Genomic DNA, 20,752 nt, shown 5'->3' on the forward strand with positions numbered 1-20,752 from the left:
TTCCTTCGTTCCTGTCTCCAGGCCCTCCGGGCGCTTCCTTCGTTTCCGACTCTATCAGATCTTTCCGATCCGATTTCCTCGGTGCTTTCCGGTCCCTTTCGCTTTCGCTCCGGGCCCTTCCGGCGTTTCCGACTCTATCAGATCCTTTCGGCGTCTGATTCCCAGTCAGAGGGGGTTGTCTTCCCGGCTGTTGGGCCGTTCCGACGTCTCAAACCTTAGCGCTTCCTCCGGCCGACTCATAATCGAGCCGTTCGAATTGAATTTCGGCACGCCGAAATTCATCCCGTGAGGGAGATCGTGCGGGGTTGAGGTGCCGCTGTCGCGGCGGGATGGTGTCGCAGAACCGTTCCGGCTCCGTGACAACTCGGAGAACATTACGCGTCTCCCGGGGGGGTGTCAACCCCCCTCCGATGCCGTCGGGGAACGTCGTCCGAGACGCCGTCAGTCCAGGTCGGACAGCCTGCCGCCGGCGTCGGGCTGGGTCAGTTCGACCCTGCGCAGGAGGCGGATGAGGGCGTCGCCGAGGACGCCTCGCTCCTCGGGTTCGAGGTCCTGGAGCAGCTTCTCCTCGAAGTCCGTGGCCATGCGCATCGCCTCCAGCCACTTCGTACGACCCTCGTCCGTCAGTTCCACGATCACGCGGACGCGGTTGTTCTCGTCGCGGTCGCGGGTGACCAGGCCCTCGCCCGCCATGCGGTCGATGCGGTGGGTCATGGCGGCCGGGGTGAGGCCGAGGCGCTTGGCGAGCTCGCCCGGGCCCAGCCGATAGGGGGCGCCGGAGAGGACGAGGGTCTTGAGGACCTCCCACTCGGCGTTGCTGATACCGAGGTCGGCGAGCTGGCGGCCGTACGCCACGTTCATCCGGCGGTTCAGCCGGCCGAGCGCGGAGACCACCTTCTCCACCTGGGGGTCCAGGTCGCGGTACTCGCGCTGATAGGCGGCGATCTGCTCGTCGAGCGTCGGCTCCTGCGGCTCTTGCGAGGCGGACCGCTCCGTGGTGTCGGACATGGGGGCGAGTATCCCACGCTCCTCGTTGGCGTTGAAGTCCTTCCATGTGTACTGTTAAGGATCGAACTTTAGAGTTTAAGTCTTCAGGGTTCAGGCGTACAGGGGTGAACCCAGGCCGGACCCGCGACCGAAGTGGGTGAGTGTGACCAAGGCGAGGGGCGCGGCGATGCGCCGGATTCAGGCAGGCAGCGCGCTGAGCGCGTTCGGACTCGGCTTCACCGTGCCGTACCTCTATGTGTACGTGGCGCAGGTGCGGGATCTGGGCGCGACGACGGCGGGTGTGGTGCTGGCCGTCTTCGCCATGGCCGCACTGGTGGTGCTGCCGTTCAGTGGGCGGGCGATCGACCGGCGCGGGCCCGTGCCCGTGCTGCTCGTGGCCTCCGTTCTGGCGGCGGTCGGCGCCGTCGGGATGGGGCTCGCGTCGAGCGTTCCGGCGGCGGTGGGCGCCGCCGCGCTGCTCGGCGCGGGGACGGCGGTGCTGCAGCCGGCGCTGGCCACGATGATCGTGTGGTGCTCCGAGCCCGCGGGGCGGACGCGTGCCTTCGCACTCCAGTTCTTCCTGCAGAACCTCGGTCTGGGTGTCGGTGGTCTGATCGGCGGCCAGCTCGTCGACGTGAGCCGGCCCGACAGCTTCCTGCTGCTGTTCTCGATCGAGGCCGTGATGTTCCTGGTCCTCGCCGGGGTCGTCGGGACCGTGCGGATGGCCGGTTCGCCGGCGTTCCAGGGCGGGCGGCCCGCGGAGGGCGGCAAGGGCGGCGGGGTCCGGGCGCTGCTCGGCCACAAGGCGATGGTCCAGCTGTGCGTGCTCGGCTTCGTCCTCTTCTTCGCCTGCTACGGACAGTTCGAGTCGGGTCTGGCCGCGTACGGCACCGAGGCCGCGGGCATCGCGCCGTCGGCGCTCGGCCTCGCGCTCGCCGCCAACACGGCGGTGATCGTCCTGGCGCAGTTCCTGGTGCTGAGGTTCGTGGAGCGCCGCAGGCGCAGCCGGGTGATCGCGGCCGTGGGGCTGATCTGGGCGGTGGCGTGGCTCATCGCCGGATACGCGGGTCTCGGGCACGGCAGCCAGGCGATGGCGACGGCGGCGTTCGTGTCGACGTACGCGCTGTTCGGCCTGGGCGAGGCGATGCTGTCGCCGACCGTGGCGCCGCTGGTCGCCGATCTGGCGCCGGAGTCGATGGTGGGCTCGTACAACTCGGCCTTCGCCCTCGTGAAGCAGCTGGCGCTGGCGGTCGGCCCGGCGGTGGGCGGTCCCATGGGTGCGTCGCTGCACGGCCCGTACATCGTGACCTTCGTGCTGTTCTCGCTGCTCGTCACGGTGCTCGCGGTGCGGCTCGGCAGGCAGCTCACGCCGGCGCAGAACCAGCCTTCGTCGGCCGTGAAGCCCTCCCGGGTGGTGGTCCGGCACGAGCCCGAGCGGGAGACCGCCGCGGCTGCCTAGGGCCTGTATCAGTCGCGGAGGGCGAATTCGCACCACACCGCTTTGCCGCCGCCCGGAGTGCGGCGGCTCCCCCAGGACGAGGCGATCGTCGCGATGATGGAGATCCCGCGACCCGCCTCGTCCTCCGTTTCCGCCCTGCGGCGGCGCGGGAGGTGGTCGTCGCCGTCGGTGACCTCGATGATCAGTCGGCGGTCGGTGCGGCGCAGCCGCAGGCGCATCGGCGGGGTGCCGTGCTGGAGGCTGTTGCCGACGAGCTCGCTGGTGGCGAGGACGCCGAGGTCGCGGAGTTCGGCGGGGAAGCGCCAGGAGGAGAGGACGCCGGAGGCGAAGGCACGCGCGCGCGGGGCGGCCTCGACGCCGCCGAGGAGTTCCAGGGCGGCGTTGTGGAAGAGCTCGGCGTCGGCGCCTTCGCGGGCGGGGTGCTGGACGACGAGGACGGCGACGTCGTCGTCGTGTTCGGCGGTGACGCCGAGGGCGCGGAGGAGTCGGCCGCAGATCACCTGGGGGGTGCCCGCGGCGCCGGCGAGCGCGCGGGCCAGGGCGTCGACGCCCTCGTCGATGTCCTCGCGGCGGCGCTCGACCAGGCCGTCGGTGTAGAGGACGGCGGTGGAGCCGGGCGGCAGCGCGATGGAGCCGGAGGCGTGCAGCCAGCCGCCGGTGCCGAGCGGGGGTCCGGTGGGGTCGCCGGCCTTGCGGACGGTGCCGTCCTCGTCGCGGACGAGGATCGGGAGGTGGCCGGCGGAGGCGTAGACGAGCTTGCCCTCGTTGGGGTCGTGGACGGCGTAGACGCAGGTGGCGATCTGGCTGGCGTCGATCTCGGCGGCGAGGCCGTCGAGGAGCTGGAGGACCTCGTGCGGGGGGAGGTCCAGGCGGGCGTAGGCGCGGACGGCGGTGCGGAGCTGGCCCATGACGGCGGCGGCGCGGACGCCGCGGCCCATGACGTCGCCGATCACGAGGGCGGTGCGGCCGGCGCCGAGGGTGATGACGTCGTACCAGTCGCCGCCGACGGCGGCGTCGGCGACGCCGGGCTGGTAGGTGGCGGCGATCCGCAGGTCGTCGGGCTGCTCCAGCTCCTGCGGGAGGAGGGAGCGCTGGAGGGTGACGGCGGTCTCGCGGTGGCGGCGCTCGCTGGCGCGGAGGCGCTCGGCGGCCTCGGCGTGGTCGGTGACGTCGGCGGCGTGGACGAGGACTCCGGCGCGGCCGGGGTGCGGGCCGTCGACGGGCAGGCAGGTGACGGTGTACGAGCCGCCGTCGGCGGTGCGGCGGGACTTCACGGTGCGGGGCTTGCCGCTGCGCAGGACCTGGTCGAGGAGGGGCAGCAGGCCGAGCTCCTCGGCCTCGGGGCAGGTGGCGGCGACGGTGGCGCCCGGGGTGCGGGGGCCGAAGGCGGAGGCGTACGCCTCGTTGACGTACGCGATGCGGTGCTCCGGGCCGTACACCAGGGCGACGAGGCCGGGGAGGCGGCCGAGGAGGTCCCGTACGGAGAAGTCCTCCAGGGCGGGGACCTCGGTGGCGTCGGTGTCCAGGGGGGCCTCCGCGTCGGCGGGGGTGCCCTCGGCGGGGTGCTCCGACCGGGGACCGTGCTCACCGCGGGCTGCGGGCACGGAGCCTTCGGTCCCCCGGGCCGCGCGGCGCTGCGTGCCGGGGAGCCGGGCGCTCCAACGGGTGAAGTTCACGGATCTGTATGCCTCGTGGTGTCGGTGCCGTGCGGAGTCACGCTGTGCAGGTGTGAGCCCACCTATGGTCACACGTCCAGTGTGGACGAGTGCACTGACAGTGATGTCAGGAGGACGCCTCGTCGTTCCCGGCGGAGCCGGGACCCGTGGGCGGGGGCGGGGGTGGTGCGGCCGCGAGTTCGAATTCGGCCCGGGGGTGTTCGAGGGAGCCGAGGGAGACGATCTCGCGTTTGAAGAGGCCGGAGAGGGTCCATTCGGCGAGGACGCGGGCCTTGCGGTTCGCGGTGGGCATCCGGCTGAGGTGGTAGGCGCGGTGCATGAGCCAGGCCGGGTACCCCTTGAGCTTGCGGCCGTACACGTGGGCGACGCCCTTGTGGAGGCCGAGGGAGGCGACGGAGCCCGCGTACGCGTGCGCGTACTCCTTGAGCGGCCGGCCGCGGAGCGAGGCGGCGAGGTTCTCCGCGAGGACCTTGGCCTGGCGGACGGCGTGCTGGGCGTTGGGCGCGCAGGGGGTGCCGGGGTCCTTCGCGGTGAGGTCGGGGACGGCGGCGGCGTCCCCGGCCGCCCAGGCGTGGGGGGTGTCCGCGACGGTGAGGTGGGCGGTGCACCGGATCCGGCCGCGTTCGTCGAGGGGCAGGTCGGTGGCGGCGAGGACGGGGGCGGGTTTGACGCCGGCGGTCCAGACGACGGTGCGGGTGGGCAGGCGGGTGCCGTCGCTGAGGACGGCTACGCGGTCCTCGCAGCCGTCGAGGCGGGTGTTCAGCCGGACGTCGACGTTCCGGCCGCGGAGCTCGCGGATCGCGTAGCCGCCCATCTCGTCGCCGACCTCGGGGAGGATCCGGCCGGCGGCCTCGACGAGGACCCATCTCAGGTCCTCGGGCTTGATGTTGTGGTGGTAGCGGGTGGCGTACCGGGCCATGTCCTCCAGCTCGGCGAGGGCCTCCACGCCCGCGTAGCCGCCGCCGACGAAGACGAAGGTGAGGGCGGCGTCGCGGAGGGCCGGGTCGCGGGTGGAGGAGGCGATGTCGAGCTGCTCCAGGACGTGGTTGCGCAGGCCGATGGCCTCCTCGACGGTCTTGAAGCCGATGCCGTGCTCGGCGAGGCCGGGGACCGGGAGGGTGCGGGAGACCGAGCCGGGGGCGAGGACCAGTTCGTCGTAGGTGAGCGCGACCGGGCCGCCGCCCTCCTCGTCGGTGGCGAGGGTGGTGAGGATCGCGGTGCGCTTGGCGTGGTCGATGGACTCGACCTCGCCGATGAGGAGGCGGCAGCGGTCCAGGACGCGGCGGAGGGGGACGACGACGTGGCGCGGCGAGAGGGAGCCGGCGGCCGCCTCGGGGAGGAACGGCTGATACGTCATGTACGGGTCGGGGGTGACCACCACGATCTCGGCGGAGCCGCCGGCGAGCTCCGCCCTGAGCTGCCGCTGGAGGCGCAGCGCGGTGTACATGCCGACGTAGCCACCGCCGACCACGAGAATGCGCGCAGGTTCGGTCACCGTCCCATGAGGCATCGCCGGCCGGGGTTTGTCCACAGGCCCGGCGAATTGTGTGACCGGCGGGGTACGGAGGCGCGGGGTGGCGCGCGCGGGGCGTCCGTGGGCAACGGCGCAGGTCACCGCAGGCGTGGGTGGTGAGGAAGGCGGTGTGAGACCGGCGGCTCCGGCGCCTTGCTCCGATCGGGGGGCGCACCATCCGGAGCTCCCCCTTCTGAATTGACCCGGACTCAACTATGTTCGTAGTTCGTCGGGGTGTCGGGTCGGCGTGCGCGCGGACCACTTTGCGCACATCGGCCGGGAGCCCCGTATCAGGGCGGGGAGTCTCCGGGGGGAGACATCATGAGCGGGGGAACGCTTATGCAGATTCAGGATTCTCGTTGGCAGTCCGTCGTCGGCGCGGAGCGCGACGACAGGGGTGCGGGGGCCGTGGCCTCCGCGCCGGCGGCCGGTGGCGCGCTGATCGGCGGCACCGTCGCGGGCGCGGGCACGGTCGTGAACGGCCCGGGAGCGGGCGGCCGTGCCGCGCCGCTGCGGGTGGACGCGCAGCGCAATCTGGAGCACGTGCTCCGCGCGGCGCGCGAGGTGTTCGGCGAGCTCGGTTACGGGGCGCCGATGGAGGACGTGGCGCGGCGGGCCCGCGTGGGCGTGGGCACCGTGTACCGGCGCTTCCCCAGCAAGGACGTGCTGGTGCGGCGGATAGCGGAGGAGGAGACCGCGCGGCTGACCGAGCAGGCGCGGGCCGCCCTGGGGCAGGAGGACGAGCCGTGGTCGGCGCTCTCCCGCTTCCTGCGGACGTCGGTGGCCTCGGGTGCCGGCCGGCTGCTGCCGCCGCAGGTGCTGCGGGTCGGCGTGGACGAGCCGGTGCTGCCGGGGGACGACGCCGACGGCGGGGCCCGGGTGCCGTACCAGCGGGGGCTCGGCGAGCAGGCCGACGCGCGCGTGGTGGCGCCCCGGGCGGTCCCGGCGGGCGAGCGGGACGACGCCGGCGCGGCGGAGCTCCTGGAGGTCGTCGGCCGGCTGGTCGACCGGGCCCGTGAGGCGGGCGAGCTGCGGACCGACGTGACCGTGGCCGACGTCCTGCTGGTCATCGCCACCTCGGCCCCGGCGCTGCCGGACGCGGCCCAGCAGGCGGCGGCCTCGGCCCGGCTCCTGGACATCCTCCTGGAGGGCCTGCGCTCCCGGTAGCGGCCGGTCGTCCGCCCGGCCTCCGGGCCGGGCGGACGACGGAGCATGACACGAACGCGCCAGCGGTCACGCGGTGACGCGGGAAGTCGCCCCGGACGAGTGGTAAGTCGACACGGCGCTTCGGCATGCCCGCGTCCTGTGGCACTCTTTCCCGGTGTTCGGGTCTGCGCAGGCGTACGGGGGCTTCCGCGATGAGCGGTGACGGTCGGGACGATCCGCTGAGCGGCGGCGCCACGGAGACTCCGGGGCCGCCCGCCGGGCACGTACCGAGCCAGGGAGGCCCCGGCGGCTCCCCCGGAGCGCCGCACGGCGCCGGCGAACCGAGCGTGCCGCAGCAGCGCGAGGCGTCCTCCTCGGGCGCCGCCGCACCGGGCACGGCACCCGCCGCCCCCGGGCCCGACGGCCCGCTCGACGCGGACCCGGCGGACGACGACGGCGGTGACGAGGGCGTGCTGCCGCCGCCCCGCGAGCTCGCCCCCTCCGACGCCGATCTGATCCGGCGCATGCGCGACGGCGACGACTCCGCCTACGAGGAGCTGTTCCGCCGCCACTCGGAGGCCGTACGCCGCTACGCCAGGACCTGCTGCCGGGACGCGCACACCGCCGACGACCTCACCGCCGAGGTCTTCGCCCGCACCCTCCAGGCCGTCCGGGGCGGCGCGGGACCCGAACAGGCCGTCCGGGCCTATCTGATGACCACCGTCCGGCGGGTCGGCGCCGCCTGGGCCAAGACGCAGAGGCGCGAGCACCTCGTCGAGGACTTCGCCGTCTTCGCCGCCGACGCCGCCCGCTCCTCCGAGGTCTCCGACCAGACGGGGACCTTCGGAGCGGGCATGGACCTCGGCGCCGAGGTCCGCGCCATGCAGGAGGCCGAACAGTCGCTGGCCATGCAGGCGTTCCGCTCGCTGCCCGAGCGCTGGCAGGCCGTCCTGTGGCACACCACCGTCGAGGAGGAGTCGCCCAGCGAGGTCGCCCCCCTCTTCGGCCTCACCGCCAACGCCACCGCCGTCCTCGCCAGCCGCGCCCGCGAGGGCCTCAAGCAGGCCTACCTCCAGGCGCACGTCAGCCAGGCGCTCACCGCCGGCGGCGACTGCGCCCGGTACGCCGACCGGCTCGGCGCCTACGCGCGCGGCGGACTGCGGATGCGGGCCGAACGCGGCCTGCGCAAGCACCTCGACGAGTGCGCCAAGTGCCGGGTCGCCGCCGGCGAACTCGCCCACGTCAACGCCGGGATCCCGGCGCTCCTCCCGATCGCGGTCATCGGCTGGTTCGCCGCCGGGTACTCCCTCAAGGCCGCCGGCATCGTCGCCGGCGGCGCGGTGGGCGCGGCCGGCGCGGGCGCCGCGGCGGCCGCCACCGGCGGGACCACGTCCGGCGCCGCCGGCGGGGCCGCCGCCGAGGGGCTCGGCGCGCCCGCGAAGGTCGGGATCGCCGCCGCCGCGGCCGTCGCCGCCGCGGCCGGGCTCGTCTGGGCGATGACCGGAGACCCGCAGCCCGTCGCCGCGCCGAAGCCGGTGCCGACGACCACCGCCCCCACGACACCCGCCGCGCCCCCGCCGCCGCCGAAGCCCGCGCCCCGGCCCGAGCCCGTGGTGAAGCCCGCGCCGAAGCCGAAGCCGGTGGTGACGACGCCCCCGCCGGCGCCGAAGCCCGTCGTGAAGCCGAAGCCGAAGCCGGTCGTGAAGCCGGTGGTGCGGACCGAGCCGACTCCGACCCCGACGCCGACGCCCCCGCCGCCCAGCCCCACGCCGACGCCGACCCCCACCCCGCCGCCGACGACGCCTCCACCGCCGCCCCCGGCCGCCTTCTACCAGGTCGACGAGCTGGACTACGAGGCCTTCGGCGACGGCAGCAAGCCCGAGGTCGTCCAGGAGGGCGGCACCTGGATGTGGGCCCGCCGCGGCATGTCGATCGGCGACAGCGACTACGCGTACGGCGTCAGCGTGCACGCCCCGTCCTCGCTGCTCATCCGCCTCAACCGGCAGTGCACCCGCTACGACGCCATGGTCGGCGTCGACGACCTGAGCGCCCCGATCGGCCCCGGCGGCGTCCGCTTCTCCGTCTACGGGGACGGGCAGCGGCTCTGGCGCTCCCCCGTCGTCCGGCCGGGCGACCCGGCGCTCCCGGTCCAGGTGGACCTCAGCGGCCGCTCCACGCTGCGGCTCGTGGTGGAGGAGCACACCCCCTTCGGACGCGCCGCCGTCGCCGACTGGGCGGAGTCCCGGATCACCTGCTCCTGACCCGGCCCCCGACGCCGGCGGCGTACGGCTCCATCAGCGCCACGACGGCCTCCGGGCCGAGGCCCGCGCCGGCCGCGCGGGCGGCGGCGAGGCCTTCCTCGCCGAGCGCGGCCCGGCAGGCGGCGGCGATCGTCTCGGCCTCGCGCCGTTCGGGCACCGAGCGGGGCACGTCCCGGCGCCAGGTGTCGACAGCCGCTGCCACGCGGGCGCAGCGGTCCGCGTCGCCCGCCCGGTGCAGGGCGTAGACGAGCCCCTCGCCGAGGTTGATCACGAGGATGTCCGCGCAGTGGCCGGTGACGGCGGCGCGCAGGGCCTCGACGGCGGTCGTGACGGCCCCCGCGCCCGCGCCCTCCTGGGCCTCGACGCGGGCGACGAAGCCGTCCAGGGCGATGGTGAAGTGCGGGGGCGGGGTGCCGCCCCGGGCCTGGGCGCCGGCCGAGGCGAGGGCGGCACGCGCGCGTGCCGGGTCGTTCCGTTCGAGGGCGAGGACCGCGCGCATGAAGTCCACGTAGGCGAGGACGTCCTGGAGGCGCAGCCGCTCGGACTCCCGGGCGGCCTCCTCCAGGCCGCGCTCGGCGGCGGCCGAGTCCCCGTCGCGGTAGTCCAGTTCTGCGAGCCGGGCGACGAGGAACGGGGCCTCGGCGTGGGCGCCGACCTCGCGGGCGAGCGCCAGGGCCTCCTCGTACGCCTCCCTGGCCTCCTCGCGGCGGCCCCGCATCATGTTGGCCTCGGCGGCGGCGGAGGCGACCTGGGCGCCCATCCAGCGGTCGCCGACGCGGCGGCTGAGGACGCGGAGTTCGGCGAGGTCCTCGTCGACGCCCTTCATGCCGCCGGGCATGTCCACGATCATGTGGGTGCGGAACATCAGGCTCACCCCGACCTCCCAGTCCCCGCCGTGCCGGCGGCAGACCTCGACACCCCTGTCGAGCAGGGCGCGGACCGTCAGCGGCTCCTCGGTGAGGTAGGCGGTGAACGGCCAGAGCAGACCGGGGAAGCGGGCGGACTCGGGGCCCGGGTCCCGGCCGAACGCGTCCCGGACGCGGCGGACCAGCGCGCGCCTGTCGGCGTCCTCGCGGAGGTCTCCGGTGTACATGTGCTCGTCCTCCATGCCGAGGAAGAACGACAGCATCCGCAGGTGCATGCGCGGCCAGTGCCGGGGGTCGGCCCGGTCGTCCGGGTCCTCCCCCAGGGCGAGGGCCCGCCGGGTCCAGGCCAGCCCCTCCGGGCGGTAGTTGCGCAGCCACCAGAACCAGCCCATGGCGAAGACCAGCCGGAGCCCGGCGGCCTCGTCGGGGGCCGCGACGAGGGTGCGGTGCAGGGCGGCCCGGATGTTGCCGAGTTCCCGCTCGATCCGGTCGATCCAGGGCAGCTGCTCAGCGGAGCGGAGCTTCGGCTCGGCCTCCTCCGCGAGCGCCGTGAAGTGCGCGGTGTGGGCGGCCTCGGCGGCGGCGAGCAGCTCCGGGGTCTCGGCGGCCCGCTCGGCCGCGTACTCGTGGATGGTCTCCAGGAGGCGGTAGCGCATGGCGCCGTCGTCGCTCGGGGCCGCGATGACGAGGGACTTGTCGACGAGCGCGCCGAGGGTGTCGAGGGTGGTGGGGGCCGTGGCCCCGGGGGCCGGGCCGTCGACGGCCTCGGCCGCCTGGAGGTCCCAGCCGCCGGTGAAGACGGACACCCGGCGGAGCAGGGTGCGCTCGGCCGGGTCCAGCAGGTCCCAGGACCAGTCGACGACCGCGCGGAGGGTCTGCTGGCGCGGCAGCAGGGTGCGGGCGCCGGAAGTGAGGAGGCGGAAGCGGTCGTCGAGCCGGTCCGCGATCTGGCGGGGGGTGAGCAGCCGGAGCCGGGCGGCGGCCAGTTCGATGGCGAGGGGCAGGCCGTCGAGGCGGCGGCAGATCTCCGCGACGGCGTCCGCGGCGCCCGGCTCGCGCGCGTGGTCCCGGTCGAAGGTGGGGCGCACGGCCCGCGCCCGCTCGGCGAAGAGCCGGTGCGCGGGGGCGGGCGGCAGCGGTTCGACCGGCCGGACGGTCTCGCCGGGCACGCCGAGCGGCTCCCGGCTGGTGGCGAGGATCCGCAGCTCCGGGCAGTGCGCGAGAAGGGTCTCGGTGAGGGTCGCGGCGGCGCCGATGACGTGCTCGCAGTTGTCGAGGACGAGGAGAAGGCCGGGGCGGCGGGCGAGGTGCTCGACGAGGTGGGCGGTGGGGTCGTCCTGGAGCGCGGCGCCGTCGCGGGTGATCAGGTTGATCTCGCGGAGGCGGAGCGCGGAGAGGACGGCGCCGGGCAGCGCGCCCGGGTCGTCGAGCGGCGCGAGCTCCGCGATCCACGCGTCGGGTCCGGCGGCCCGCCGGGCGACCTCCTCGGCGAGCCGTGTCTTCCCCGACCCGCCGGGCCCGATGAGCGTGACGAGCCGGAACCGCGCGAGGTCGTCCCGGAGCGCCGCGAGCTCGGGCTCCCGCCCGACGAAGGACGTGAGCCGCGGCCGGATGTTCCCGCCGCCCGGGAGCAGGGGGGCGTCGGGGAGCGCGGCGGGAGGGTGGCGGTCGGGGTGCGGATGCGGGTGCGGGCCCTGGTCCGGGTGCGGGCCCCGGTGCGGGTCCGGGTGCGGGCCCCGGTGCGGGTCCAGGTCCGGGTCCGGGCCGGGGGGCTTCGGGGGTTGCCGGAGCCGGCCCGGGGCCGGGCGTCGGTCGGCGTCCCCGGCGTCGGCGGGGGCCCGGTGGGGGGCGGGGGTGAGGAGTTCGCGGTGGAGGGCGGTCAGTTCGGGGCCCGGGTCGGTGCCGAGGGCGTCCGCGAGGGTGCGGCGGGCCGTCTCGTACGCGGCGAGCGCGTCCGCGTGGCGGCCCTCGGCGCGCAGGGCGCGGACGAGCTGGGCGTGGAAGCCCTCGTCGTACGGGTGCGCGGCGGTGAGGCCGGACAGCTCCGGGACGAGTCCGTCGACGGCGCCGCGCCGCAGGTCGGCCTCGACGCGCCGGCGCAGGGCGGCGAGCCGCTGGGCCTCGGGTCGGACGCCCGCCGGTCCCGGCAGGTCGGCGAGGGCGGGCCCGCGGAAGAGCCCCAGGGCGTCCCTGAGGAGCGCCGCGGCGGTCTCGGGGTCGCCGGCGTCGAGCCGGGCGCCGGCCTCCGCGGCGCGGCGCTCGAACACGTACAGGTCGACGTCCTCGGGCGCGGCGACGAGCCGGTACCCGGGGCCGGGCGTGGCCGCGACGGCCTCCCGGCCGAGGACCCGGCGCAGCCGGCCGACGAGCGCCTGGAGCGCGGCGGTCGCGTCGCGCGGCGGCTCGTCCCCGTACACGTCGTCGACGAGCTCCGCGACCGGCACCGCCCGCCCGGCGCGCAGCGCGAGCGCGGCGAGGAGCGCGCGCAGCCGGACACCGCCGAGGGGCAGGGGGTCGCCTTCGGGGCCGAGGGCCTCGGTGGTGCCGAGGAGCAGATACCGCACCGGCCCATTCTGGCCGCAGCGCCCCGCGCACGCCTCGGGGTTTCCCGTGCCCGGGGGCGCCGGGCGGATCAGCGGACCGGGAGGGACCGGGAGGCCGGGACGAGGGGGCCCTGGACCGCGCGGGGCGCGCGGGGCGTGGCCGTGTCGGTCCAGCAGGAGCCGCGACGGGCGAGGAGGCGGCGGAGCCAGAGTTCGGTGGAGACGAGGTCGGCGAGGCCGTCGAGGGGGAGGCGGGCGCCGTCGGCGGCGGCCCGCAGGGCGTCGCGGACGGTGCCGGCCTCGATGAGGCCCGCGTCGGCGAGGAGGGGGGCCTCGAAGAGGGCGAGGAGGGTCGGGAGGGCGGCGCGCAGGCCCGCGCGGGCGGTGCCGGCGGGGACGGCGGGGTAGGGGGCGCCCCAGCCCGGCGGCAGGTCGCGGATGCCGGTGTCGGCGAGGACGGTGCGCAGGATCCCGGCCCGCGCGTCGGGCTGGACTCGGAGCGTCTCGGGGAGGCCGCGGCAGGCGCGGACGACCTGGTTGTCGAGGAACGGCGCGTGCAGCCGCTGCCCGCGGATCTCGGCGGCCTGTTCCAGGACCCGGTGGTCGGCGGCCGCCCGGGCGAGGGCGGCACGCGCGCGTGCCTCGCCCGGGCGCTGCACGGCCGGCGGCAGGGTGGCCGCCCGGTTGAGGCGCGCGGACACCTCGGCGAGCGCCTCGCCCGTCAGCCAGCGGGCCGCGGGGCCCGGCCGGGACCAGGCGAGCGCGGAGAGCGAGGCGGCCAGCGGGCCGTGGGTGTCGGCGGGGTCGCGGTTGGCGTCGAGGACGTGCCGGGCGGCGGTCTCCAGACCGGCCCGGTAGGGCGTACGGGCGAGCCTGCGGGCCGCGCGGTAGACGGTGACCGGCACCAGGAAGGCGCCCGCGGACGGGCCGCTCGCCTTGGCGAGGGCCGTCACCGGGCGCACCAGGGAGCGGCGCCGGCGGTCCATCAGGAGGTCGGCGAGGCGGGCCGGGTGGGCGTCCAGGACCTGCCGGGCGCCGAGCCCGGTGAAGTGGTCGGCGCTGCCTCCGGCGAGCCGCCTGCGGTGCCGTTCGGCGGTGACGAGCGCGGGCCCGGGCTCGTCGGTGAGCGGCCCGTCGAGGGCGGCGTACGGGAGGGCCTCCTCGCCCGCCGTGACGACCACGTGCCGCAGCCGGGGGTCGGCCGCCAGCTCGCGGGCCCGCTCCAGTTCGGCCGTCCTGCCCGGGCCCGGCTTGGCCGCCAGGTCGGTGAAGGTGACCGCGAGCAGCCGCTCGCCCGCGTCGGCGCCGTGCCCGAGGATGGTGCCGGGCACGCCCGGCAGTCCGGCGGCGAGCAGGGCGAGGGTGGCGGAGGCGCTGCCGCCGGACAGGTCCGCGCCGATGCCGGGCACGGGGCCGGCGCCCCGGGCCGCCCGCCGGTCCGCGGGCCCCATCCCGGGGACGGGTCCGGGATCCGGCAGGGGCGCCTCGGGGGCGTGCCGGGGGGCCGTGAGCCGGGCCCGTACGGACTCCACCAGCGCGTCCCTGACCGCCTCGACGGCCTGCCGGGGCTCGGCCTGCGGGGCGGCGACGGCGAGCGAGGCCACCGTCTCGTACCCGGCGATCTCGCGGGAGCCCTCGCGCAGGATCAGCGCGTGGCCCGGCGGGACGCGGCGGACGCCCTCGTACGGGGTCGAGTCGCGCAGTGCCTCCGGGGACTCGGGGCAGGCGAGCAACGCGGCGAGGTGGCCGATGTCGAGCTGGGCCTCCACGAGGTCGGCGAGCGGCAGGGCGGCGGTGGCGTAGGCGGTGCCGCCCTCCCAAGGGGTGTGGAAGACGGGCCGGGCGCCCGCGAGGTCGCCGGTGACCGTGATCCGGCGGCCGGCCTTGACGACCGCGGTGTAGCTGCCGGGCCAGGCCGTCAGGTGGCGCAGGGCGCCGCCGCGGGCGGTGACGAGGCCGCGGCGGAGTTCGTCGTCGCCGGCGGCGCAGCAGCCGAGGACGGCGAGCCGGGTGCCGTCGTCGAGGGAGACCACCCGGACCTCGTCGGGCCGCCAGTCGCCGACGGCCCACAGCGGGTCGGGGTCGCCCCAGAGGAGCTGTGCGCCCACCGGCTGCACCGTGCGCCCCCCGACGTGCCCGCCGCTTTCGGCGAAGGGGCGCGCCTGGGGTGGGATGTGGGAGTCGTACGCGCCGGGCGCGCCGTACGCACCGCGGGCGCCGTCACTCGCTCCGGCGCGCGCCCCCGTGGTCGTGGCGTACCCCGCGGCGACACTGCTCCAGCCCACCAGCCATCGCATCGGCGCCTCCACGTCCGTTTCGGTGGGGCCATGCTGCCATGACAACGGCGCACGGGGCGGGGTCCGGGCGCACGCGCCCGAAAGCCGAATGCGCCCCTGGCATGCGCCAGTTGACCACCGGGGGAACGGGGGGTGGCGCGGGGCGCGGGGTCCGCGGGCCGGATCGGCGGGGAGCGCGCGGCGCGGAGGAGCGAGGAGCGGGCGGCGGAGGCCCGGAGCTCATGAGGCGCCGGACGGTTCGCCGCGTCGGCGGAGGCGGGCCCCGCGCATCAACGGAGGTGGGCACGGCGCGTCAGCAGAGGCGGGCACGGCACATCGGCGGTGTCGGGCCTCGCGCATCAGCGGCGGCGGGCCTCGCGCATCAGCGGCGGCGGTCCGAGCGTCTCGGCGGCGCCCGGCCGCCCCCGCACCGGAGTCGCGCCCGGCGAAATCGGCCGGTTCTCGCCTGCGGCACGATGTTTGACCTGCCGTCAGGCACAGAAAGGATCACGTGGCCGGCGTCCGGGACTCGTCGGCGCCCGCCCGTCCGCGCCCTCGCCGGCGGGTCGGCTCCCGGCTGCCCGGGAGGCGACCCGCCCCCCGGCGCCGTCCGCCGCCCGCGGGGAATGGGGCGGCGGTGTCCCCCGGCCCACCGGTGCGGGAACCGGAACACCAGGCGTTCCGTCTCCCGGCCGGACGGGCCGACCCACGCAGGACTCATCGAAGCGGCACCGCCCCGGGGCGGCGAGAGCGCACGGCCGGGCGCACGGCGCCACGGACGGAGCACGGACCGGTGGCCGGGCGCCTCCGGTCGGGTGGTCACACAACAATCTCGCCATACGGAACTCTGCCCCTTAACGGTCGGGATGCGGCGAACTACGCTGTGTTTACGAATGCCGCCTGCCTATGCCCGGCGTCGCGGCGGCCGTCTGGATGTCGAGGGGTGGCGTCATGTCCAGGGAGCAACGCGGGCCGAACGAGAAACTCGGCGCCGTTCTCGCCCTCGCGGGAATCAGCAACGCCGGCCTCGCCCGGCGCGTCAACGACCTCGGTGCGCAGCGCGGACTGACCCTCCGCTACGACAAGACCTCGGTGGCCCGCTGGGTCTCCAAGGGGATGGTGCCGCAGGGCGCCGCGCCGCACCTGATCGCCGCGGCGATCGGCCAGAAGCTGGGCCGGCCCGTGCCGCTGCACGAGATCGGGCTCGCCGACGCCGATCCGGCCCCCGAGGTGGGGCTCGCCTTCCCCCGGGACGTCGGGGAGGCGGTCCGCGCCGCCACCGACCTCTACCGGCTGGATCTGGCCGGCCGGCGGGCCGGCGGGGGCGGCATCTGGCAGTCGCTGGCCGGTTCGTTCTCGGTCAGCGCCTACGCCACCCCGGCCTCCCGGTGGCTGATCACCCCCGCCGACCCGTCGGTGCAACGGGAGGCGGGACGGCACGGGTCCCGCGCCGGGAGCGGACAGGGGCCCGCCGATTCCGGGGAGCACGTGCGCGTGGGGCACAGCGACGTCGCCAAGCTCCGCGAGGCGGCGGAGGACGCGCGCAAGTGGGACTCCAAGTACGGCGGCGGGGACTGGCGGTCCTCGATGGTGCCCGAGTGCTTGAGGGTGGACGCGGCGCCGCTGCTGCTCGGCTCGTACTCGGACGAGGTCGGCAGGGCGCTCTTCGGCGCCACCGCCGAGCTGACCCGGCTGGCCGGGTGGATGGCCTTCGACACCGGGCAGCAGGAGGCCGCGCAGCGGTACTACATCCAGGCGCTGCGGCTCGCCCGGGCCGCCGCCGACGTGCCGCTCGGCGGATACGTCCTCGCCTCGATGTCGCTCCAGGCCACCTACCGGGGCTTCGCCGACGACGGCGTGGACCTCGCGCAGGCCGCCCTGGAGCGGAACCGGGGCCTGGCCACCGCCCGCACCATGTCCTTCTTCCGCCTGGTCGAGGCCCGCGCGCACGCCAAGGCCGGCGACGGGCCCGCGGCCGCGGCGGCCCTGAAGTCGGCCGAGGGGTGGCTGGAGCGCTCCCGGGAGGGCGACGCCGACCCGACGTGGCTGGGCTTCTACTCGTACGACCGGTTCTGCGCCGACGCCGCCGAGTGCTACCGGGACCTCAGGATGCCGCGGGAGGTGCGGCGGTTCACCGAGCAGGCGCTGTCCCGGCCGACGGAGGAGTTCGTCCGCTCGCACGGGCTACGGCTCGTCGTGTCGGCCGTCGCCGAGCTGGAGTCCGGCAACCTCGACGCCGCCTGCGCGGCCGGCACGCGCGCGGTGGAGGTCGCCGGCCGGATCTCCTCGGCGCGGACCACGGAGTACGTACGCGACCTGCTGCACCGCCTGGAGCCGTACGGGCACGAGCCGAGGGTCATGGAGCTCCGGGAACGGGCCAGGCCGCTGCTGGTCGCCCCGGCGTGACGGGGCGCGCCGGGATGCGCCGGGGCGTGCGCGAAAGCGTGACGCGCATCCCACGACGTGGGCGTTTAGCGGGATTGTCAGTGGGCCAGTGCACTATCAGGGGTGGGAGGTGGCGCTGGTGTTTGACTGTGACGTGCTGGTGATCGGCGGCGGGATCGTCGGTCTGTCGACGGCGTACGCGCTGCAGCGCGCCGCTCCCGGCACCCGCGTCGCCGTCCTGGAGAAGGAGGACGGCCCCGCCCGCCACCAGACCGGGCGCAACAGCGGGGTCATCCACAGCGGCCTCTACTACCGGCCCGGGTCCCTGAAGGCCCGGTTCGCCGTCGAGGGCGCGGCCGAGATGGTCAAGTTCTGCACGGAATGGGACATCCCGCACCAGGTGACCGGCAAGCTCGTCGTCGCCACCGAGCGCGAGGAGCTGCCCCGGCTGCACGCGCTGGTCCAGCGCGGCCGGGAGAACGGCATCCCGGTGCGCGAGCTCGGACCCTCCCAGATCACCGAGTACGAACCCCGGGTGCGGGGGCTCGCCGCGATCCACGTCGGCACCACCGGCATCGTCGACTACAAGGCGGTCGCGCGGCGGCTCGCCGAGTCCTCCGGCGCGGAGATCCTCTACGGCGCGGAGGTCACCGCCATCGACCGGCGCGCGTGGGGCGTCGCCGTGCGCACCGCCGACCAGCGGATCCTGCGCGGCAAGGTGCTCGTGAACTGCGCGGGCCTGCACTGCGACCGGATCGCGCGGCTCGCCGGCGACGACCCGGGCATGCGGATCGTCCCCTTCCGGGGCGAGTACTACGAACTGGCCGACCCCTCGCTGGTACGGGGCCTCGTCTATCCCGTGCCCGACCCGGCCTTCCCCTTCCTCGGGGTGCACCTCACGCGGGGCATCGACGGCAGCGTCCACGTCGGGCCGAACGCGGTGCCGGCGCTCGCCCGCGAGGGGTACGACTGGGGCGTCGTCCGGCCCGGCGAGCTCGGCGGCACGCTCGCGTGGCCCGGCTCCTGGAGCATCGCGCGCCGCCACTGGCGGTACGGGGCGGGCGAACTGCGCCGCTCCCTGTCGAAGCGGGCCTTCACCGAGTCGGTGCGGCGCCTGCTGCCGGGGGTGGACGAGTCCGATCTGCGGCCCACGGCGGCGGGGGTGCGGGCGCAGGCGGTGCTGCGGGACGGGACGCTGGTGGACGACTTCCTCATCCGCCAGGGGCCCCGGACGGTGCACGTCCTCAACGCGCCTTCGCCGGCGGCGACGGCGTCCCTCCCCATCGGCCGGGAAATAGCCCACCGCACCCTCCCCCTCCTCTAGCGCGGGCGCCCGCCGTCCCACGGCGAAACGGTCGCGACGGTCGCGGTCGTACCATGGGCGGCATTGTGTCTGAGCAGCGTGAGAACCAGAGCGAGTCCGTCGCCCGCAGGGGCAGTCGTATGTTCGCGCCCGGGGAGGGCCCCAGCCCTGACCCCGCCGGCGCCCACTTCGAGCGCCGGATCCGGAGCTTCCAGCCGCGCCGCAGCCGTGTCACGGCCGGCCAGGCCGAGGCGATGCTGAAGCGGTGGCCCGACTGGGGCCTGGACATCGACGGCAAGCGGGTGCTCGACCTCCACGCGATGTTCGGCGGGCTGCCCGTCGTCCTGGAGATCGGCTTCGGGATGGGCGAGGCGACCGCGCAGATGGCCGCCGCCGACCCCGGCACCGGGATCCTCGCCGTCGACGTGCACACCCCCGGCCAGGGCAACCTCCTGGGCCTCGCCGACCGCAACGGGCTCACCAACATCCGCGTCGCCAACGGCGACGCGATCATCCTGCTGCGCGAGATGCTCGACCCCGCCGCCCTCGACGGCTGCCGCGTCTACTTCCCGGACCCGTGGCCGAAGAAGCGGCACCACAAGCGGCGGCTGATCCAGCCCGAGTTCCTGACGCTGCTCGCGACCCGGCTGAAGCCCGGCGGCGTCCTGCACTGCGCGACGGACTGGGAGCCGTACGCGGAGCAGATGCTGGAGGTGCTCTCCGCGCACCCCGACTTCGAGAACACCGCCGCCGACGGCGGCTACGCGCCCCGCCCCGACTTCCGTCCGCTGACCCGCTTCGAGGGCCAGGGCCTGGACAAGGGCCACGTCGTGCACGACCTGCTGTTCCGCCGGAAGTAAGGCCCCCTCCCTGAAGTCCGTCGCTCCTGTCGGTGGCGGTCGCTAGGGTCGAGTCGTGTCGTCACCCCTGCCGCCGTCCACGCCTCCGTCCCCGCCCCCGCCCGAGCCGGCCTCGCCGCCGGCGGCCGGCTTCCTGCCGGCGCAGGCCGGGGCGCCCGCGGTCGAGAGCCACGTCCCCGTCCGCGAGGACGACGAGCCGTCGTTCGCCGTGGCCGCCGACCGGAGCCAGTGGCGGTACCGGCCTCGGCGGGCCTTCTGGCGGAGCCGGATCGTCCGTGCCGTCGCCCTGATCACGCTGCTTGCGCTCTGCGCCCTGGTGATCCTGGCGCTGGTGCGCGAGCAGACCGGCACCGAGGGCTTCCTCGTGGGCCTGGGGCTCGCGGTGTTTCCCGTACCGCTGCTCATGGCGGCGTTCCGCTGGCTCGACCGGGTCGAGCCGGGGCCGTGGAAGAACCTGCTGTTCGCGTTCGCGTGGGGCGCGTTCGCCGCCGCCCTCGTCGCGATCCTGGCCAACACCTTCGCCGTCCGCTGGATCGCCACGGCGACCGCCGATCCCCGCTCGGCCGACGACCTGGGCGCCACCGTGATCGCCCCGGTGGTGGAGGAGTCCGCGAAGGCCGCCGCGCTCCTGCTGCTCTTCCTCTTCCGGCGGCGGGACTTCCGGAGCCTGGTCGACGGGGTGGTGATCGCCGGTTTCACCGCCACCGGCTTCGCGTTCACCGAGAACATCCTCTACCTCGGCACCGCCTTCGGCGAGGACCAGGACCTCGGCGACGGCGGCATCGGGGCCGTCACCGCCGGCACCTTCTTCGTCCGGGTCGTGATGTCGCCGTTCGCGCACCCGCTCTTCACCGTGCTCACCGGCATAGGCTTCGGCCTGGCCGCGCTCGCCCCGCGCGGCAAGGTGCGCCGACCGCGGAAGGTGCTGCTGCCGCTCTCCGGGCTGCTGCTCGCGATGGGCGTCCACGCGCTGTGGAACGGCTCGGCGACCTTCGGCGGCCCGCTCGCCTTCTACGCGGTGTACGGCGTCTTCATGGTCCCGGCCTTCGGCCTGCTGACGTGGCTCGCCGTGTGGAGCCGGCAGAAGGAGCTGCGCACGATAGCCGCGGTGCTCCCGGCGTACGCGGCGGCCGGCTGGCTCTCCCCGGAGGAGCCGCTGGCGCTCTCCTCGATGCGGGCCCGCCGCACCGCGCGCGCGGTGGCGTCCCGTACGTACGGCAAGGCGGGCGCGCGGGCGGTCGGCGAGTACGAGGCCTTCGCCACGACGCTCGCCTTCCTCCGCGAGCGGGCCCGCCGCGGCACGGTCCCGGTGCCGGACTTCGCGGCCCGCGAGCAGGAGCTGCTGCACCACCTGTGGGCGCGCCGGCCGACGGCCTCGCCCGCGCTCTCGTACGCGGCACGGTCCACCGGCCGGGTGTGGGTGCCGCCGCAGTACCTCGACTACGGCGGCTACAACCCCTACAAGGGTTAGGGCGCC

Annotated in this window: 12 protein-coding genes; 7 read left to right on the forward strand and 5 right to left on the reverse strand. The window is 75.7% G+C overall.

All coding sequences use genetic code 11. The annotated features are described in order from the left end of the window. Positions 1–441: 441 nt before the first annotated feature. On the reverse strand, positions 442–1,008 hold the full coding sequence (locus ACFZCF_RS10735; protein ID WP_388441860.1) for a MarR family winged helix-turn-helix transcriptional regulator: 567 nt from the start codon (positions 1,006–1,008) through the stop codon (positions 442–444). Between the two features lie 166 nt (positions 1,009–1,174). Here ACFZCF_RS10735 and ACFZCF_RS10740 point away from each other — a divergent pair, with 166 nt between their 5' ends. After that, positions 1,175–2,446: an MFS transporter gene (locus tag ACFZCF_RS10740; protein ID WP_388441863.1), complete on the forward strand. Its 1,272-nt coding sequence runs from the start codon at positions 1,175–1,177 to the stop codon at positions 2,444–2,446. 8 nt (positions 2,447–2,454) lie between these two features. Here ACFZCF_RS10740 and ACFZCF_RS10745 read toward each other — a convergent pair whose 3' ends face one another. Together ACFZCF_RS10745 and ACFZCF_RS10750 are read right to left on the reverse strand one after the other, a co-directional pair. Further along, a complete protein-coding gene (locus ACFZCF_RS10745) occupies positions 2,455–4,122 on the reverse strand; it encodes a SpoIIE family protein phosphatase (protein ID WP_391286053.1) in 1,668 nt (555 codons plus the stop codon). A gap of 106 nt (positions 4,123–4,228) precedes the next feature. Then, positions 4,229–5,632 carry an NAD(P)/FAD-dependent oxidoreductase gene (locus ACFZCF_RS10750; RefSeq protein WP_388441869.1) on the reverse strand — a complete coding sequence of 468 codons (1,404 nt, stop codon included), beginning with the start codon at positions 5,630–5,632 and terminating at the stop codon, positions 4,229–4,231. Positions 5,633–5,974: 342 nt separating this feature from the next. On the opposite strand from ACFZCF_RS10750, the gene ACFZCF_RS10755 reads away from it, so the two are divergent. Both ACFZCF_RS10755 and ACFZCF_RS10760 read left to right on the forward strand, forming a co-directional pair. Then, on the forward strand, positions 5,975–6,802 hold the full coding sequence (locus ACFZCF_RS10755; protein WP_391286055.1) for a TetR family transcriptional regulator: 828 nt from the start codon (positions 5,975–5,977) through the stop codon (positions 6,800–6,802). Between the two features lie 191 nt (positions 6,803–6,993). Further along, complete coding sequence (locus tag ACFZCF_RS10760; protein WP_391286057.1) at positions 6,994–9,042, forward strand: sigma-70 family RNA polymerase sigma factor; 2,049 nt, start codon at positions 6,994–6,996, stop codon at positions 9,040–9,042. Here ACFZCF_RS10760 and ACFZCF_RS10765 read toward each other — a convergent pair. Both ACFZCF_RS10765 and ACFZCF_RS10770 read right to left on the reverse strand, forming a co-directional pair. Next, positions 9,029–12,472 (reverse strand): BTAD domain-containing putative transcriptional regulator, encoded by a 3,444-nt coding sequence (locus ACFZCF_RS10765; RefSeq protein ID WP_391286059.1) that lies wholly within the window; start codon positions 12,470–12,472, stop codon positions 9,029–9,031. The two genes, ACFZCF_RS10760 and ACFZCF_RS10765, sit on opposite strands and share 14 nt — an antisense overlap. 68 nt (positions 12,473–12,540) lie before the next feature. Next, positions 12,541–14,748 (reverse strand): asparagine synthase-related protein, encoded by a 2,208-nt coding sequence (locus ACFZCF_RS10770; RefSeq protein WP_391286061.1) that lies wholly within the window; start codon positions 14,746–14,748, stop codon positions 12,541–12,543. Positions 14,749–15,678: 930 nt separating this feature from the next. On the opposite strand from ACFZCF_RS10770, the gene ACFZCF_RS10775 reads away from it, so the two are divergent. The 4 genes from ACFZCF_RS10775 to ACFZCF_RS10790 all read left to right on the forward strand — a co-directional run bounded on the left by ACFZCF_RS10775 (position 15,679) and on the right by ACFZCF_RS10790 (position 20,746). Next, entirely contained in the window at positions 15,679–17,133 is a 1,455-nt protein-coding gene (locus ACFZCF_RS10775) for an MFS transporter (protein WP_388441883.1), read from the forward strand. Between the two features lie 118 nt (positions 17,134–17,251). After that, on the forward strand, positions 17,252–18,436 hold the full coding sequence (lhgO, locus tag ACFZCF_RS10780; protein ID WP_388441886.1) for an L-2-hydroxyglutarate oxidase: 1,185 nt from the start codon (positions 17,252–17,254) through the stop codon (positions 18,434–18,436). Between the two features lie 119 nt (positions 18,437–18,555). Then, complete coding sequence (trmB, locus tag ACFZCF_RS10785) at positions 18,556–19,275, forward strand: tRNA (guanosine(46)-N7)-methyltransferase TrmB (RefSeq protein ID WP_391286064.1); 720 nt, start codon at positions 18,556–18,558, stop codon at positions 19,273–19,275. A gap of 208 nt (positions 19,276–19,483) precedes the next feature. Next, on the forward strand, positions 19,484–20,746 hold the full coding sequence (locus ACFZCF_RS10790; protein ID WP_391286668.1) for a PrsW family glutamic-type intramembrane protease: 1,263 nt from the start codon (positions 19,484–19,486) through the stop codon (positions 20,744–20,746). Positions 20,747–20,752 lie beyond the last annotated feature (6 nt).

The sequence above is a fragment of the Streptomyces sp. NPDC007945 genome (assembly GCF_042958885.1).
Taxonomy (GTDB): Bacteria; Actinomycetota; Actinomycetes; order Streptomycetales; family Streptomycetaceae; genus Streptomyces.